The organism is Vibrio lamellibrachiae (assembly GCF_050337265.1).
GTDB lineage: Bacteria > Pseudomonadota > Gammaproteobacteria > Enterobacterales > Vibrionaceae > Vibrio > Vibrio kyushuensis.
On the sequence record NZ_JAKJSU010000012.1, the window covers coordinates 1 to 17,747 of the forward strand.

The following is a 17,747-nucleotide window of genomic DNA, read 5'->3' on the forward strand; positions in this document are numbered from 1 at the left end:
CTATAAAGCAAGTAGACAATACTGCCTAACGAATTAGGTCAGCATCAAGCGAATATCATCAGGGTGACGGATAGATTCCGACGAAACACCGTATGTAGAGCTGCTGTCCGATCCACTGTTGTCAGCGGTAGCTATTGTTGACAAAAGAGGGAGTCCATGTAGCTTTATAGACGGACTAATTCCGTATAGTAATCCACGCTACCGCCTTCTAATTATTTAGAATCTAACCATGGTAATCCAGATAGTTATGTAAATCAGTGTACTACGAATTATTAAACTGGTTGCTCATCACAAAATACGGAATCTTTCCGTATAACAGAATTAATCCTCGCTACAGTTTTGTCTGTATAAATTAACAGTATGTGAGGGTTGTGATGAAATCACCATTTTTGACTTATATTCAGCACTATATGGCGTCACGTCATTACGCAAAAAGAACGATTGAAGCGTACATCTATTGGATTGTTCAGTTCATTATTTACAACGACAAGAAGCATCCTAAGGAGTTGGGTGTTGCTGAGGTTGAAGCGTTTCTATCTCATCTTATTACAGGGAGAAACATGGCGGCTCGCACACAATGCTTAGCACTGAATGCTTTGGTGTTTCTGTATAAACATATCCTAGCTGCCCCAATTGATGTGGATATCCGCTTTCGAAAGTCAGCTAAAGGAAAGAAGCTACCTACGGTATTAACTCAAAGTGAAGTGAGTAGGTTACTTGCCAATGTCAGCCCCACACATTTATTACCACTACAGCTTATGTACGGATCAGGGCTGCGTTTGATGGAATGTTTAAGATTACGCTTTCAAGATATTGATTTTGAATATTCTGCTCTGCGCATATGGAGGGCAAAAGGAAATAAGAATCGTATTGTGACTTTGGCTAGAGAATTAATACCGTCACTTAGTCACCAACAAGAGCAAGTGAAACAAATTTGGAAGCAAGACAAAGTACAGCATGATTATTCAGGCGTTTGGTTACCTGATGCAATGGAGCGAAAGTACCCTAATGCCAATAACGACCTTAACTGGCAGTATTTGTTCCCCTCCATAAGGCGCTCAGTTGATCCCGTTTCATCGCTTTGTCGTCGTCATCACATTAATGAAACAAGCGTTCAAAAAGCCGTTAAACTCGCGGCTAAAACGGCAAAGATTGATAAGAACGTTTCATGCCACACATTGCGCCATTCATTTGCTACCCATTTACTAGAAAGTGGTGCAGATATCAGAACTGTACAAGAACAACTTGGTCATACTGATGTGAAAACAACGCAAATCTACACCCATGTCATTGATAGAGGCGCAAGTGGCGTCAAAAGCCCGTTATCTCAGCTGTTTAGTCAATAGCTCCACTCGCAGCAAAATAAAACATGTTGAATTCCTTGAACTCGCTTGAGCTTACACCGTATTCTTTGTGCTCACTCTATTAAAAGGTAAACCACTCATGATTCGACTTGCAGTAATAGGAACAAACTGGATTACCGATCAATTTATTGAAGCCGCTTTGCAGACTGGTCTATATGAACTTTCAGGCGTGTATTCTCGAAGCCTTGAAAGTGCTCAAAGATTTTCTGAAAAATATGCGTCGCCTAAGTTGTTTACCGATTTTGAAGAACTGGCAGAATCAACGTTAATTGATGTGGTCTATATTGCGAGCCCGAACTCTTATCATGCACCTCAAACTAAGCAGTTGTTGAAATCCGGTAAACACGTGATATGTGAGAAGCCGTTGGCATCCAATTATGTGCTGGCTCAGGAGTTGTACCAAACAGCACGCGAAAATGGAGTGGTATTATTTGAGGCGTTTATGACACCGCATCTGCCTAATTTCCATGTATTGGAGAGGCAACTAACGCAGATTGGCGCTTTGAGAAAGGCCACTATTAGTTACTGCCAATTCTCTTCTCGCTACCCGAAGTACCTCAATGGTGAAAATCCAAATACGTTTAATCCAGAATTCTCGAACGGCTCCATTATGGATATTGGTTACTACTGTGTGGGAGCAGCTATTGCCCTGTTCGGCGAACCTGTCTCGATTAACGCCCAAGCGCACCTGCTTGAATCTGGCGTTGACGGTAATGGCAGCGTGATATTTCAATATGATGGGTTTGATGTCGTGATCAGTCACTCTAAAATCAGTGATTCATATTTGCCGAGTGAGTTCCAAGGTGAAGAGGCGGCATTACAGGTGGATATGATCTCTCTTTGCAATCGGGTGACTAAATTGACGAGAGGAGGGGACAAACAAGACTTGAGTGTAGAGCAAGTTCCAAATCGAATGTTTTATGAGGCGGCCGCCTTTGCGAAACAATATGAAGAAAAGGCGATGGATGAACGTGGGGTAAGTCGTTCGCTCTTGGTTTCAAAAGCGTTAACTGAAATACGTAGACAAACGGGCGTCGTTTTTCCAACTGATGCAGAGTAGGAGAGTGTTTAAACTTGTTGAGCTGTACTAATACCTGTTATCTTTCGCACTAAGATTTGTAGTAGTGAGACGTAAAGATGCAAGCTGAAGTAAAGTGGATAGAAGATTTTAAATTCCTTGGCCAATCACAATCGGGTCATTCAATTGTGATGGATGGTAACGGCGGCGCGACAGCACCAAGCCCAATGGAAATGGTATTAATGGCTGCGGGTGGTTGTAGCTCTGTTGATGTGGTTGACGGGTTAAAGGAAGCGGGCCAGAAGGTGACGGGTTGTGTGGCTAAGTTGACCACCGAGCGTCGTGAAACTGCACCGCGTATTTTTACTCAAGTGAATGTTCACTTTGAAGTGTCTGGTGAATCTTTAGACGCTGAAACTGTTGCTAAAGTCGCGGCTGACTCACTAGAAAAATATTGCTCGGTTTGTTTAATGCTTGGTGAAGGTATTGAAATGACGCACAGCTGGGAAATCGTTTAAATCCGCTTATAGCGTTTATAAAGCCAGCACGATATATAAAAAAAGGGTTCACCTCTTTAATTTAAAGAGGTGAACCCTTTTGATTTTCTACGCTGTTAGTTATTTCACCAGTTCAATATCACCCGGTTGCCATGACTTGTCATACCAAGCTTCTTGCGGCCCATAGAGGCGAAGAATGGTAAACCAACCTTTACCAGGTACAGTTTCTATCCAATTCGTTTCTTTCCCTTTTGGCGCTTTAGGGCCAAAGTAAAGATCAACAGAACCGTCGCTATTTTCAATAAAGTCATCACGCTTGTTGTTCTTGCTCGGGAAAGGTTGGCTCGTTTGTAGCTCTGAACGAGTTTGAGGATCATACGCTACAATAGACCAGAAGTTTTTCGCGGGCACATTCGCTGGAATATTCAGTTTGTATGTTTTCCCGCCATCTAAAAATTGTCCATCTTTAGATTGGTCAGACAGGGCGTACTGTGAACCTTTATCAATCAACTTCAATGCCATTGCTGGCGTGTTAACCGTTGCGATATAGAAGAAGTAAGTACGCGCATCTAAATTGCGTCCGCCTTTACCTTCATCAATCAACCACTGGTAGTCGCCACCAATAAAGGCTGTTTTCCAACGCTTATTGTCGTATTTGTATGCGGCCTTATCTCTCGGGTGGAAATAGAGGCTACGTGCGGTTGCGTTACCAATCGCTACACCATCTTTCAGTATCTTTTGCATACGAGCATCAGGCTCAAAAGGTTTATCTTTTTGTATTCCAATACTCGTCATTAAGCCGCGTAGTTCAGGGTCAATAAAACTTACAGGTTCTTTGTCGAGAACAGGCTTGATCTCGTCATAGAAATGCTCATTGTTGGCGTGAACAGTGTTGAATGATTTGCCACTTCCGGAAATAAACTCCATTTTTGGCTGCTTAGATTTACTCGCTAATGGGTAGATTTTAAGCTGTGATTTGAAATCGTTAACCGCAGAGTCCGGCTTGCCGTCTTTTAAAAAGCCACGCGCAATAAACCAGTTGGTGTAGCTGGTGGAGGTGGAAACAAAGTACCCTTCAGGAACCTCACCTTTGTAATTTGGTGGTAAAACGAGGTATTTACCGCCTTTGCCTTTATCCGGACCGACGACACCTAAATCAGTTACGAAACGGAAGAAAGCGTCGTTTACTGTAGTTGGCCCCATGCCTGGTGGCACTTCAATAACCGTCGGACCATCACGTTCTAAATCAAGAAAGGCCGAAGCGTAAACGGTGTCGGTATTACCCGTTAAAAAGAGCGGGTTAGAGTCCATCAGCTTATCAAATAGAACAACCTGGTTAGAGTGGGTAACTCCGAGTTCTTCATGTCCAATTCTTATCGCTTCAATGGAGGCCATAGGGATTGCATTTAGGAACACTTCAGTTGCTCTTAACGTGTCTAAGTTATCGTAGAGTTTTTGAGTTGTGTCGGTTGTTGGTACACCATCTTTAAACTCTAAGGTTCCGAGGCTCGTTTCTACAGTATCGGGTGTCATGATACTCGTTGGAATATCTGTATTGTAGTTCTCTGTCGCAGCAAATGAGTAGCCACTGAAGAGGATAGTTGACGCTATGGCCAACGCTTTTAATCGAGTTTTCATCATAAGTGCTCCTAAAGATATTTTGATACTGCTGACTGTATCTTACTTTAAGCAACAATTTTGATATCGGCTAGGCTCACAATTGAGCAGTGGGATGTGTATCTTATTGAATATTAATAGCCACACTTTTATGTTCGGGGTAAAAGCGTGGCATATCGAATGCATTAACTAGACATTAAGGTGCTTGGCGTGAAAGCTTAGGTGCTCGCCAATAAAGCTAGAGATGAAGAAATAGCTGTGATCGTAACCCGGCTGCATTCTTAACTCTAAAGGCGACTGATGCTTCTTGGCTGCTTCAATCAATAACTCTGGTTTTAGCTGTTCGGCTAAAAAGTTATCAGCGTCACCTTGATCGACCAAAATTGGCAAAGGTGATTGAGCGCCACTAAGAAGTTCAGTTGCGTCGTACTGCTTCCATTCATCTCTGTTCATTCCCAAATAGGCATTGAACGCTTTTTGTCCCCAAGGGCACGAAGTAGGGTGGCTAATTGGGCTAAATGCGGAAATAGAACGGTATTGCTCTGGGTTTTTAAGCCCGATAGTCAAAGCGCCATGCCCACCCATACTGTGGCCTGAGATAGATTTCACACTGCTCACAGGGAATGTGTTTTCAATAAGCTCAGGAAGCTCTTTCGTCACGTAGTCATACATATGGTAATGCGAAGCCCATGGCTGCTGCGTGGCATTAAGATAAAACCCCGCCCCTTTGCCTAAGTCGTAGCCATCATCATCGGCAACATCGTCACCACGAGGGCTAGTATCTGGCGCAACAATCGCAATACCCAGCTCTGCGGCTTTTTGAAATGCCCCTGCTTTTTGCATGAAGTTTTCGTCAGTACAAGTCAGGCCAGACAACCAATAAAGTACCGGAACGGGTGCCGATTTAGTCGCGTTAGGCGGCAGGAAAATAGCAAATCGCATTGAGCAATTTAGCGTTGTTGATTCATGGGTAAACTGCTTGTGCCAACCGCCTGCAACTTTGGCTTGGCTGATGTTTTCAATTGTCATAACGGTTCCATCGATCAGAAGGGTTTGAGTGTCATAAACGGGAAGTGTGAACAATAAAAACGCCTTGTCTTTCTTCTTAATCACAAAGAGAATTACAAAGAGAGGGCCAAGGCGTTTATTAGGTTAGTTCAGTTTACTTATCCATATGTAGAACAGTACGGATAGATTCACCTTTGTGCATTAGCTCAAACGCTTCGTTTACGTCTTGCAAGCCCATAGTATGGGTGATGAACTCTTGTAAGCCGAATTCACCTGCCATGTAACGGTTAACGATTTCTGGAAGCTCAGAGCGGCCTTTAACACCACCGAAAGCAGAACCACGCCATACGCGACCAGTCACAAGCTGGAATGGGCGAGTTGAGATCTCTTGGCCAGCACCAGCAACACCAATGATGACAGATTCGCCCCAACCTTTATGGCAACACTCAAGTGCTTGACGCATAACGTTCACGTTACCAATACACTCGAAAGAGTACTCAACACCGCCGTCTGTCATATCAACAATGACTTCTTGGATTGGCTTGTCGAATTTCTGAGGGTTGATGCAGTGAGTTGCGCCAAGTTGCTTAGCAAGCTCAAATTTGCTCTCGTTAATATCAACACCAATGATGATCTTAGCGCCAGCCATACGAGCACCGATGATTGCTGAAAGACCAATACCACCAAGACCAAAGACAGCAACGTTATCGCCTTCTTCAACTTTTGCAGTATTAAGTACAGCGCCCATGCCCGTTGTTACGCCACAACCAAGAAGACATACCTCTTCAAGAGGTGCTTCTTTAGATACTTTTGCCAATGAAATTTCAGGAAGTACCGTGTACTCAGAGAACGTAGAACAACCCATGTAGTGGAAGATTGTCTCACCGTTAATAGAGAAACGGCTTGTTCCGTCTGGCATTAGGCCTTTACCTTGGGTTTCACGTACTGCTTGGCAAAGGTTCGTTTTACCAGATTTACAGAATTTACACTCACCACACTCTGCGGTGTAAAGTGGAATCACGTGGTCGCCGATCTCAACGCTAGTCACGCCTTCACCGATCATTTCAACGATGCCGCCACCTTCGTGACCTAAGATAGAAGGGAAGATACCTTCTGGATCGTCACCAGATAATGTGAATGCATCAGTGTGACAAACACCAGTAGCGACGATACGAACTAATACTTCGCCTGCTTTTGGAAGTTGTACATCCACTTCTTCCATCTTAAGAGGTTCGCCTGCCGCCCAAGCGACCATAGCTTTTGATTTAATAGAAGTTTGACCCGGTTTGATTTCAAGCGTCATTTGATGTTCCTTTTGTGTAGTGTTTTGGCGGCGACTCATTTTGCTGAGAATAAAGCTTAGTAAAGCTTTTTGTAATCCGCTCTCTTGTTTTGTTGGACTCATTATATATATTTCTCATTTGATGATAATCCGGTTAAAATGAAAATGATTTTTACGCATTTGTAATAATTGAAGTAACTTGTAATAAAAAATAAATAGAGGGGCGATATGGCGAATTGGGAAGGGGTCAGCGAGTTTGTTGCTGTGTCAGAAACAAATAGCTTCACTGGAGCGGCGAAAAAGCTAAACACATCAGTGGCTCAAATCAGTCGTCGAGTCTCAGCCCTTGAAGATAGGCTTGCCGTTAAACTACTGCATCGAACGACACGCAAAGTAACGTTGTCGGAAGCGGGGCAGCTATATTTCCAACAGTGTAAGCATTTGGTAGAAGGGTTAGAACTTGCCGAGATCGCTGTGACACAAATGCAAAGCTCACCAAAAGGGCTATTAAAAATTACAGCGCCTGTGACTTATGGCGAAACTCACCTTGCTCCACTTCTGCATCTGTTTTTAGAACAGTATCCACAGGTGGATCTTGATCTTCATTTAACGAATCAAAAGTTGGATTTGATTGAACAAGGTGTCGATGTCGCAATCCGTTTAGGTCGATTAGAAGACTCAAGCTTAATTGCCAAACGATTATCGTCACGCCAACTCTATGTTTGCGCAAGCCCGACTTACTTAGAACGTAGTGGGGAGCCGCACACGTTATCAGAGCTCAATCATCACAGTTGCTTGATTGGTTCATTTGAACACTGGCGTTTCAAAGATCAAGGTAAAGAGAGAGCGGTAAGAGTAACTGGCAGAATAAAATGCAACAGTGGCTTATCGCTTTTAGACGCAGCCAAACGTGATTTAGGTTTGGTTCAGCTGCCTGATTACTATGTCAATGATGCCTTGTCGTGCGGTGAGTTGGTGGAAGTGCTCAGTGATTATCGAGACGACAAAGAAGGTATTTGGGCGGTGTATCCTCAGAATAGGAACTTATCACCTAAAGTACGTTTGTTAATAGACTTTTTAAGTGAGCGTCTAAGTTAATCAAGTTGAAATGCAATAGTACTTCAAGAACAAAAAAGCTCCAGCTTCAGGGGTGAAGTGGAGCTTTATTACGTATATATGGGTTACGCGTGATTAGTGACGGTAGTCGAAGACTTGACCACCTAAAACAGTGGCTGAGACTTTGATGTCTTTGATGTCAGCTTTGTCTGTTGTTAGCGGGTTTTTGTCTAAGATAGCGAAATCCGCGAGTTTTCCAACTTCGATTGAGCCAATCATGTTTTCTTGTTCCATTAGGTAAGCAGGGCCTAATGTTAATGCGTGAAGTGCTTGTTCAGCAGTTAAGCACTCATCTTCACCGTAAACCGTACCTGAGTAGATGCACTGGCGGTTCATTGCACTCCACATCATAAAGATTGGGTTTACTTGAGTTACCGCATCATCACAGTGAATAGCAAACGGAACGTCTTTTTTCACCGATGTTTGGAATGGATTTAGCGTTTTAGCTCTTTCTGGACCAACAGTCGTTGAAGCGTGGATGTCGCCCCAGAACGTAATGTGAGTGCCAAATAGGTTATGAACCACACCAAGCTCATTCATACGATCCATTAGCTCTGGCGTTACCATCTGGTTGTGTTCTAAACAGTGGCGTACGTTTGGCTGAGGGCACTCTTTTTGCATTTTTTCAAACATATCTAGAGCTGCAATTGTCATGCCTTCACCGTTACAGTGTAGCGATACGCTGTAGCCTAGCTTGTGAGCGGCAAACATGTCGTCGTACATTTTCTCTAGGGAGTTAATGAATGGTCCGTTGGCGTTGCCATTATAGTAAGTATCCCCTTCTTTCAGTCTTGCTGTAAAACCGGGAATTGAACCATCGGTGCCAAGATATTTAACTTTGTTGATGAATAAACGGTCATTACTGACTTCTTCCATTTCTTTAATTTGTTCACCACTGAAAAATGGAATTAAAGGATAGGCCGCTATTCTAGATTTAAAGTGCGGCATTTGTGAGATTGCTTGGTATAAAGGGTAAGGGTTAGCAGGGACACCCATCCCACAGTCTGACATAGTCGTTAGGCCTAGACGACTTGTTGTATCTCCGTATGAAAGCATTGCAGCTAATGAATCTTCTGGAGTACCAAAATTCATCGCGCCAGCAATCTGCGCACGGCTCATGTCTGGAATTTCGCACACTTCTCCAGTTAACTGGCCACCTTCTTGACGAACGAACTCAGGATTATCTTCAATAGTGAATCCAGTTTTCTCAATGGCTAAGCTATTGAACGAAGAAACATGACAAGACGTATGCATTATCATAATCGGTGAGTCGGAACAGATTTCATCTAAGAAGTCTTTTCCGACTAGAATGTCACCTTGAATAAGTAACGGGTCCAGACCCCAAAGGTTTAACCATTCTCCTTTTTTACCTGCGTCGTTGTGCGCGGTGACATGACCTTTAATCGTTGCTTGCAATTCTTCTTTAGTAAGACTAGCAAAAAGTGTTTTTCCTTCTGCACCTTTACGTTCAATTTGGCCCACATAACCGAATCGAGCAGTAAATAGTGCTACGACAGTTGGATGCATGTGCGCTTCGACAAAGCCAGGTACTAATGTGTTTTCACAAAAATCTGAGTTTATAGTGAAGTCTAATCCTAATTCTTCAATTTCAGATTCCACTTGCTGTTGACTACCAACAGCTAAAATTTTTCCATCTTTTACTGCTACCACATCCGCTGTAGGTTGAGCTTCATTGACTGTAAGAATATTTGCCTTATAAATGACGACATCTTGGCTGTACGCAAGACCTGGCTTTAATGTGTTGCTTGTTGTCATATGAACTCCATAATTAGAATAAATGTATAGGGTAAAAGTAGCGTCAAACGATTGCTCAATGCTTGATGCTCGATCGTTAATCAGAGTGCATTTATGGGAGATCTCGGGCGAGCCAAATAAAAGTAAATTAAATAAAACGTAATGAAATAAGAAAAAACACCAAACATTAAATTATTGTTTACAAAGGAAATTCCATCATTAATCTTGATTTTTCTTAGATGACAGTGTTATCAGCATGTAGAGGGATACTTTGATCTTGTCCCGTATTTTAAAGGGGAGGGTTTGATAACATTGAGCGGCATTGAATAAGAAGCCAAATATGTGCTTCTTCCCCAACAGGCTCAATAGAAGGTAAGTGAATGGTCAGTCTTAAGTTAGAGCCGCCTATTTATCAAATTGGTGATTATCTATTTTCAACGTCTTCTGGAGTGGTGAAGTTTGACAATAAAATTTTACGGCTAAGACCCAGAGAAGCAATGTTATTCCAAGCAATGATTGATAAATTCCCTGAGGTTCTGTCGAGAGAGGAAATAGAGAAGTCTATTTGGAAAGATTTATACGAAGCAAATGCCACCATTAATCAGACAGTGAGAGGATTAAGAACGTGTTTAAAGGATGGCGAACGTACTTTTATCAGAACTATTCCTAAGAAAGGATACCTACTGTCAGTACAGCCCATACTAAAAGAGTCATTGGCAGAACCTGAACCACTTACTGAAAGAACGAATGCAGAACGAACGGACTTACAGGAAAAACCAGCACCTAATATCAGCCAAGCCAGCAGCGCTAAAGTACGAAAAAGTGAGCTAATCATCCTAAGTTCATTATCTATAGCCGCCTTTTTAGTTGGGGTAGTGAATACCACTTTGGAGCTGAAACCTTATACCAGCCACTATTATCATGGTCATCAGATACTATTTGATTCAAGCGAAGATGAACTAAAGCAGCTTGGGTTGATTGAATTGGATCAAAAATCCATCGTTTCTAAAGGGAAAATTGGTTATCACATTTGTAATCCGATAGAGAGAGGGCTCGAATGTCGAAGAAAAAAATTGGATTAGTTTTCGTTGCTTTATTGGTGGTATCAGTAGGATATTTATTAGGGGCTCAATGGGGAGATTATAGGAATGACCCTCTCGCTGAACTATCTGGAGACTGGTACGGTATTGTTGAGTTTGATGTAAATGGCGTAACCACAAAGTCAACGATTAGGCTGTTGCTACATAAAGGAGATTATCGTACCTCTGTCAACACTCAAGTGATGGAGGTTCCTACATCAACTAATACAGTGTTTGACGCAAAGTTAAAAGTATTATCAATAGAGGAAGGAAAAGTGAGATTCGAAGTGGTTTATAGGAATTCGAATCGACTGGCTCACTTTGAAGAAAAAACGAACGTCACGCTGTCTTCAATTTCGTCAATCTTAACGTTAGAAGTCTGGGATTATGATGGCCAAGATAGTTTGCTATTAACTGGTTATGACATCCGTGGAGTGAATGTCGCTCAATTGACCAAACTGTAACTTTTTATTCTCGTGTATCTAACTAAGTTGTTGAACTTAAAGAGCAGGCTTTATTTATGAGTAGTCATACTTTTGAACCTCCAATTTATCAAATTGGAGAATATCGTTACTCTGTCACATCCGGCATTGTTAAATTTAAACAAGACGTTATTCGACTTCGAGCGATGGAAGCAAACCTATTCACCGCTTTAGTTGAATCATTTCCTGAAATATTGTCACGACAAGCGATAGAACAACGCTTGTGGAGCAATTCATACGCAACCAATGCGACCATCAATCAAACAGTGAAGGGATTGCGAGACTCTTTGCTAGACACTGATCGTGAACTTATTCGAACCATTCCAAAACAAGGGTATGTATTATCCATCCAACCAATTATAACTGAAGGATTAAAGGAAAGGGACGCTCGAGATGTGAAAAAAGGGGCAATAGGCCCTTTAGATAACGATAATGATGAGTTGATGGAAGCCGCAATATTACCTTCAATAAAAGATCTTGACGGTATTGAGACTAAGAACAAAACGAGTAACAGCAAGCAGGTGGCATTTAGGCTAATTGTCGGTTTGATTAGCGCATTTGTTTTGGGTTTTTTACTTTCAATGTCAATATCGTCTGGGCAAGATAAGTCATTGTACAAAGGACATTGGATAATGTTTTCTGCAACAGCAGAAGATCTCGAAAAGCTGCCATTGATAGAAGGTCCAACAAGCTACTTTGTATTCAAAGATCAATATGGGTACAAGTTGTGTGAATCAGTAGGGGATACGCTTAAATGTCATTTCGTAGATTAGGTGTTTTACCAGCGATTGCTTTTCTGTGCTTTAGCTTTTTTCTTGGCTTTCAAGTCCATCAAACATCCATTAACTCGCTTCAGTCTAATAGTGGGACTTGGCATGGAAAGTTTACTAGCCAATATAATGGGCAAGATATAATGAATGATGTGTCTCTTTTTATTACGAAAGAAGAGCAACGAATTTCAGTAAGCTCCGAACTGATAGGATCTCCGGAGTTAGGTAACTTTATATATGATGCACGAATTAAGGTATTGGAAAATGATTCGGGCAGAGTTCATCTTAAGTTAGTTGACCGTGAATTATTTGGACTCGATAAGTTCGAGAAAAGAAGCCAATTGGCACCTCCCGCGATGAGCGGGTTATTGACTCTAGAGGCTTGGAAACTTGAAGACAAGGATACGCTTCTTGTTGATGTTCGTTATAACAGCGAAACCAGTTTAACGATGATTCTCCGGAGATGATTTATAATTATTTTGCCGCCAGATTTTAGATTTATACCTATTTCATTTAGTTTCAGTTGGTCTGTGTTTCTATTACTTTTTTTGTTTATGCAGTGTTATTGACTCCTGTTGTAATCCTTTTAACGGATGAATTATGCAAATTGGATTGCTCTTTCAATAACACTGGGCTTTTCACTTTGTTTGAGCCCGATACAAAAGGTAATAAAAATGACAACACAAGCGGCTCAAGCGCCGGCTAACGTAGGTATGGCAAAGTGGTTCCCACTTATCGTCCTTCTAGCGGCCCAGTTTTCAACCATGGCAGATAACTCAGGCTTAGCCATCTCTACAGAAGCGCTTATTGCACTTCATGGTGCAACCATGTCAGACATCCAAATGGCAAACGCTATGTACCCTCTCATCGCGGGTGCAGGCATGATTGCTGGTGGTTTGACTGGTCTTATTATTGGCTGGAAACGCCAAATGATCATTGGTGCTTCTTTAATGGCACTGTCTGCGTTTGGTGCTGCTTTTGCGCCAAATATGGACGTTCTGAATTACGGTGCTCGTGTTCTATCGGGACTGGGTGCGTGTTTAATGATACCAGCGGTGTTAGCCAACGTGTGTGGTATCTATAAGGGTAAAGATCAAGCGATTGCTTTCTCTGCAATTGCGGCTCTTATTGGCCTTGCAAGTGCTTTAACGCCTCTTATTTTTGGTGTTATTTTAGATAAATTTAGCTTCCAAGCGGCATTTATGGTGCTAGGTGTTTACTGCTCAATCGTTGCGCTGGGTGCGTGTAAACTACCAGAGCTAGAGAGAACGCCATTTGAAGGTAAGCTAGACATTGTCGGTATTTTACTTGCAGGTGTTGGTCTTCTCGCGTTTGTTACCGGTCTTCTAAAAATCTCAGAGTGGGGTTTAGTGACGCCATTTACTGATCTAACCGTTTTCGGTATTTCTCCTGCTATCCCTACTGTTATATTTGGTTTCATTACATTGAAAGTGCTAATGATCTGGGAGCGTAAATTTGAAGCGAATGGTGGTACACCTCTACTTCCAGAATCTTACCTCAAGAACCCACAAGTTGTTGTTGGTCTAGTTCTTTGCGCGGTTATATTCCTACTATTTGGTGCAACTGGTTTTATTAATATCTCTTACATGCAGTTAGTCGCTGGTATGAGTGCATTTGCTTCAGGTATGGCACTGTGTGCGTTTGCTTTGGGCATGATGATTGGTTCTCTTGGTACTCCTGCTCTTCTTAGTAATATGAGCTGTCAGCGTATTTGCCAAATTGGTTTCATTACTGCGGCGGCGGGTACTGCGCTAATGTTCCTTGGCTTCACTCTTGAAGGCATTACGTTCTGGCAATATGTTTCGTTGATGGTATTTGGTGCTGGCGCAGGTCTACTTGCATCTCAGGCTTCAATTGTTGTTACTGATGCGCTGTCAGAAAAAGAAGCTCAGCAATCTGGTGGTATCCAAGCCACTTCTCGTAACATTGGTCAAGCATTTGGTGTGGCGATTTTAGGTTCAATCATGCTGTTTTCATTAACAGGTGAAATCCACAGCAAAGTAGAAGCAAGTGAACAGCTTTCTTACGAGACTAAAGCTCTTGTTATGGAACAGCCATCTCTTCCATTCGTATCGAACGCTATGGCTATTGATCTAATGGCTGACCTGATTCCAGACGTAGAGGAGCAACAAATCGTTGTAACACTGATGGCTGAGTCACGTTTAAGCTCAGTACATAATGCTCTGATTGGTCTACTTGTCATGATGTTTGGTGGATTAATGTTATGTTCTAAACTGCCTCAACGTTCGCTGATGGGTAAAGAATAGTTATAGATAGGTTCTTACTTTAAGTTAAGCATTCTTGATAGTTCAACCCTCAGGCATCGCGTCTGAGGGTTTTTTATTTCATCAAATCAAATCATCGGAACAGTAGATGCGATAAGCAGAACGGCCATTGAAACGTTGAAACTGCGAATACGTATTGGGGTTGTTAACCAATGCTGAAGTTTTTGCCCAGCGAATGTCCAGAAGCTGACTGAAGGAATATTAGCGAGGGTGAAGGCGATGGCAATAATCCCCAATTCAAACCAAGCACCCCCACTGCTAAACAGTGTCACTGCGCTTAACGCCATAGACCAACCTTTTGGGTTTACCCACTGAAAACTGGCTGCGCCTATAAAAGTGAGAGGTTTAAAGCCTTCAACTTCTTTAGCTCGCCCACTCATTGCGATCTTGGCTGCTAGGTAGACCAGATAAGCCAAACTTACGTATTTCAAAATCTGGTGGCTGATGGGATAAGCATTAAATATCCCTATTAAGCCTACGCCAACCAGTATCACCATAAAAGCGAAACCTAAGGCGATACCCAGCATGTGCGGAATGGTACGAGCAAATCCTACGTTTGCGCCCGATGTCATCAACATGATGTTATTTGGCCCAGGGGTAAAGGTCGATACAAAGGCAAAAAGTAGTAGAGCCCCAAGCTGTTCTAATTCCATTAAATTACTCCGTTTTAATTCTTGTTCATTTGTTAAACACAATGTTAAGTAGAATTGGGCGCAATTTTGTGTTTTTATTGAGTGATATTGAATTTATTGAGCAATAAAGTAGCGTATGGACAAGTTTGACGAAAGAATATTGCAAGAGCTGAAAAGTGATGGGCGAATCTCCAATGTTGATCTATCCGATCGTGTGGGTTTATCGCCTTCAGCAACGCTACGCCGAGTACAAGAACTAGAGCGGACTGAAGTGATTAAAGGGTATCGTGCGATACTAAATGGAGAGCCATTAGGAATCGGCTTTATCGCGTATGTTTCGATCGGCTTAGCGAGTCATGGAAAAAAAGCGCAACTTGAGTTTGAAGAGCATGTAAGGTTTGTCGATGAAGTGGTGGAATGTCATAACATCACCGGAGCAAATGAGTATTTACTACGCGTAGAGACCAACTCATTATCTAGTTATAAACGAATTCACTCGGATGTACTGGGTGAGTGTAAACATGTGAAATCAATCTCGACTATGGTGGTTATGGGATCACCTAAAGATGAGCGATAGCTAAAGCTTTACGAGCCATATTCCTTTTCTCAACTCAATTTAGTCGGAAAAGCAATCTATTCAATCTACTATGCACTTCTAGAGTGACTCTACTAAGCTAAAGGTTCATAAGGGAATATGGTAGGTTGCATTACCCGTTTCTCGTTTTATCATCAAACGTTAGAGCTCTAATTGCCCATGAGTGTACGGTTAAAGCTAACCATCATATTATTTATTCTGTTTGCTGCATCAATCGGCAACTCCATTCTGTTTTATTTCCTTGAGTCCCACAGTGACGATAGAGTCCGTTGGGTCAATCATACCAATAGTGTTATTTACCATTCTCAGTTGCTTCTTAGTGCAATGAAAGATGCAGAGACTGGCCAGCGTGGATTCCTCTTAACGATAAATCCAGAGTACCTAGAGCCTTATCATGTTGGTCGAATAGAAGCCTTGGGGGAGGTACATCGCCTGAAAAAATTGACATCTAATAACCCCGAGCAGAAAGAGAGAATTGATGAAGTAACAAATCATATTACTTTGAAATTTGATGAGTTAGCCGAAACAATTAAGCGTGCAGATGAAGGGAATCTAGCCGATGCGATAAATATGGTCCGTCAAAATAACGGAAAAATTCACATGGGGAAAATACGTTTAATCATGGCAGAATTCGTTCAATTTGAAGAGGCTTTGCTAGAGGAAAGAAGAAAGCGCTTAGATGAATTAGATGGGTATATAAAACTTATTCAGGTTATCGAAATTGTATTCTTTACCTTATTTTCGATTATCACTTATGTTTTTGTCCATGACCGTCTATTTGCTCCTTTGAAAGTGCTGCTAGCGAATACTGAGAAAATGAAAAAAGGAGAGATGTTAAGCATCTCAGACCATGTCCCAAAAGATGAAATGGGAGTATTACTATCCAGTTTCTATTCCATGAGTTCGCAAGTCCATGAACGTGCAGAGCGATTACATTATGAGTCAATTCACGATGGGTTAACGGGCTTAAAAGACAGAAAGACATTGGATAATGAAATTCTCGAAGAAGTGGCACACTCAAGAGTCACAGAATCAAAATTGGCCCTGTTTTACATTGATTTAAATAAGTTCAAACCCATAAATGATGAATATGGCCACGAAGTAGGAGACGTTGTTCTGATAGAAGTTGGAAGGCGCTTAACGTCAGCAGTTCGCTCGAATGACTCGGTATTTAGAGTGGGTGGTGATGAGTTTGTGATTCTTGTTAAGCAGATTAATATGGAATCGGAAATTGAGTTGGTCGTCCAAAAAATCATATCAGCCTTTGAACCTAAGTTTGTTGCGAAAGATTTACTGCTTGATATCACCCTCAGTATTGGCGTTTCAATCTCCCCAGATCATAGCCATGATGGGCAAAGCCTTATTCACTATGCCGATGTCGCAATGTTTGAAGCTAAGAAAGCTAATGGGTGTGATTACGTCATTTATACTCCACCCGCATAAAAGGTGGTCCCAAGACCACCTTTTTGCATTTCTTTAACCTCGTAAGATCAACATCCGTGATTTAAGTATTCAGTCAAATCACTGTCGGAATTATATGATTCCGTTGGTTGTTCGTGTGAAAATACCTTCATCACGCGGTTCTCTGCAGCATGGTATGAGAGTTGATCATCTTCCAATTTAAGAAGAGAGCCTTCAGGAATAGCGACAACGAATTCGCTCGGGTTCATAATCAAGAACTCTTGAATACGTTCATCTCTTGTTTCCCCCATGTGGCCAGAAACACTCGCTTCAATGTAGTGAGGGTTAATTTGGAAAGGGATGATATTAAGCGCTGGCAAAATAGCAGCGGTCACAATAGGCATGTCGTTAGTTGTTCTAATGGTCGGTGAGGCGATATTGGTACCTGCACTCCAGCCGATATAAAGTTTCTTCTCTTTCAAAATAGCATTACGAATTGGACGTACAAGTCCAAGATCATGAAGCATTTTATTCAGTACCCAAGTATTACCTCCACTGACTACGATGCCATCATATTCAGCAATGGCAGCAACAGGATCTTTACAGGTATGTATACCGGTAACTTCACAGCCAAACTGCCCTAAGCTTTCGTTAAGAAGTTGAGTGCGTTCGTCGTAATCTCCACGAATCATCGCGTACGGGATAAACAGAATTCTTTTTGCTTCAGTTTTTTCAATCATCGGCTTTATCCAAGGGTAGCCGAACTCGAGAAGATTCGTATTTCCAGCGATTTTTCCGTTACTTAATAGCAGTACGTTCATAGTT

17 protein-coding genes are annotated in these 17,747 nt (G+C 41.9%); 11 read left to right on the plus strand and 6 right to left on the minus strand.

Annotated elements, in window-relative coordinates:
- Positions 1–374 precede the first annotated feature (374 nt).
- The 3 genes from L4C54_RS19090 (at position 375) to L4C54_RS19100 (ending at position 2,900) form a co-directional block, all read left to right on the plus strand.
- Positions 375–1,346 carry an integron integrase gene (locus tag L4C54_RS19090; protein ID WP_428809387.1) on the plus strand — a complete coding sequence of 324 codons (972 nt, stop codon included), beginning with the start codon at positions 375–377 and terminating at the stop codon, positions 1,344–1,346.
- Between the two features lie 97 nt (positions 1,347–1,443).
- Complete coding sequence (locus L4C54_RS19095; protein ID WP_428809388.1) at positions 1,444–2,424, plus strand: Gfo/Idh/MocA family protein; 981 nt, start codon at positions 1,444–1,446, stop codon at positions 2,422–2,424.
- 77 nt (positions 2,425–2,501) lie between these two features.
- Positions 2,502–2,900 (plus strand): OsmC family protein, encoded by a 399-nt coding sequence (locus L4C54_RS19100; protein ID WP_428809389.1) that lies wholly within the window; start codon positions 2,502–2,504, stop codon positions 2,898–2,900.
- Positions 2,901–2,999: 99 nt separating this feature from the next.
- On the opposite strand, the gene L4C54_RS19105 is transcribed toward L4C54_RS19100, so the two are convergent.
- From L4C54_RS19105 to L4C54_RS19115, 3 genes are all read right to left on the minus strand, one after another.
- Entirely contained in the window at positions 3,000–4,520 is a 1,521-nt protein-coding gene (locus L4C54_RS19105) for a DUF1254 domain-containing protein (protein WP_428809390.1), read from the minus strand.
- A gap of 165 nt (positions 4,521–4,685) precedes the next feature.
- Complete coding sequence (gene fghA / locus L4C54_RS19110; RefSeq protein ID WP_428809391.1) at positions 4,686–5,525, minus strand: S-formylglutathione hydrolase; 840 nt, start codon at positions 5,523–5,525, stop codon at positions 4,686–4,688.
- Between the two features lie 133 nt (positions 5,526–5,658).
- A complete protein-coding gene (locus L4C54_RS19115; protein WP_428800698.1) occupies positions 5,659–6,807 on the minus strand; it encodes an S-(hydroxymethyl)glutathione dehydrogenase/class III alcohol dehydrogenase in 1,149 nt (382 codons plus the stop codon).
- A gap of 207 nt (positions 6,808–7,014) precedes the next feature.
- Between L4C54_RS19115 and L4C54_RS19120 the strand changes: the two genes are divergently transcribed.
- Entirely contained in the window at positions 7,015–7,884 is an 870-nt protein-coding gene (locus tag L4C54_RS19120) for a LysR family transcriptional regulator (RefSeq protein WP_428809392.1), read from the plus strand.
- A gap of 93 nt (positions 7,885–7,977) precedes the next feature.
- Here L4C54_RS19120 and L4C54_RS19125 read toward each other — a convergent pair whose 3' ends face one another.
- Positions 7,978–9,678, minus strand: coding sequence for an amidohydrolase (locus L4C54_RS19125; protein ID WP_428809393.1), 1,701 nt, complete (start codon positions 9,676–9,678; stop codon positions 7,978–7,980).
- Positions 9,679–10,037: 359 nt separating this feature from the next.
- Here L4C54_RS19125 and L4C54_RS19130 point away from each other — a divergent pair, with 359 nt between their 5' ends.
- The 5 genes from L4C54_RS19130 to L4C54_RS19150 all read left to right on the plus strand — a co-directional run bounded on the left by L4C54_RS19130 (position 10,038) and on the right by L4C54_RS19150 (position 14,276).
- The gene (locus tag L4C54_RS19130) at positions 10,038–10,739 is read left to right on the plus strand and encodes a winged helix-turn-helix domain-containing protein (RefSeq protein WP_428809394.1); all 702 of its coding nucleotides are present in this window, start codon (positions 10,038–10,040) and stop codon (positions 10,737–10,739) included.
- Complete coding sequence (locus L4C54_RS19135) at positions 10,715–11,200, plus strand: hypothetical protein (RefSeq protein WP_428809395.1); 486 nt, start codon at positions 10,715–10,717, stop codon at positions 11,198–11,200. The genes L4C54_RS19130 and L4C54_RS19135 overlap by 25 nt, the downstream gene beginning before the upstream one ends.
- A 56-nt stretch (positions 11,201–11,256) precedes the next feature.
- Complete coding sequence (locus L4C54_RS19140; RefSeq protein WP_428809396.1) at positions 11,257–11,991, plus strand: winged helix-turn-helix domain-containing protein; 735 nt, start codon at positions 11,257–11,259, stop codon at positions 11,989–11,991.
- Positions 11,973–12,455 carry a hypothetical protein gene (locus L4C54_RS19145; protein WP_428809397.1) on the plus strand — a complete coding sequence of 161 codons (483 nt, stop codon included), beginning with the start codon at positions 11,973–11,975 and terminating at the stop codon, positions 12,453–12,455. Before L4C54_RS19140 ends, L4C54_RS19145 begins: the two co-directional genes overlap by 19 nt.
- A 207-nt stretch (positions 12,456–12,662) precedes the next feature.
- Entirely contained in the window at positions 12,663–14,276 is a 1,614-nt protein-coding gene (locus L4C54_RS19150; protein ID WP_428809398.1) for an MFS transporter, read from the plus strand.
- 86 nt (positions 14,277–14,362) lie between these two features.
- On the opposite strand, the gene L4C54_RS19155 is transcribed toward L4C54_RS19150, so the two are convergent.
- Complete coding sequence (locus L4C54_RS19155) at positions 14,363–14,947, minus strand: LysE family translocator (RefSeq protein WP_428809399.1); 585 nt, start codon at positions 14,945–14,947, stop codon at positions 14,363–14,365.
- Between the two features lie 115 nt (positions 14,948–15,062).
- On the opposite strand from L4C54_RS19155, the gene L4C54_RS19160 reads away from it, so the two are divergent.
- A complete protein-coding gene (locus L4C54_RS19160; RefSeq protein ID WP_428800695.1) occupies positions 15,063–15,503 on the plus strand; it encodes an Lrp/AsnC family transcriptional regulator in 441 nt (146 codons plus the stop codon).
- A 177-nt stretch (positions 15,504–15,680) separates the two neighbouring features.
- A complete protein-coding gene (locus tag L4C54_RS19165) occupies positions 15,681–16,964 on the plus strand; it encodes a CHASE3 domain-containing protein (RefSeq protein WP_428809400.1) in 1,284 nt (427 codons plus the stop codon).
- Positions 16,965–17,011: 47 nt separating this feature from the next.
- On the opposite strand, the gene pepE is transcribed toward L4C54_RS19165, so the two are convergent.
- Entirely contained in the window at positions 17,012–17,743 is a 732-nt protein-coding gene (pepE, locus tag L4C54_RS19170) for a dipeptidase PepE (protein ID WP_428809401.1), read from the minus strand.
- Positions 17,744–17,747 lie beyond the last annotated feature (4 nt).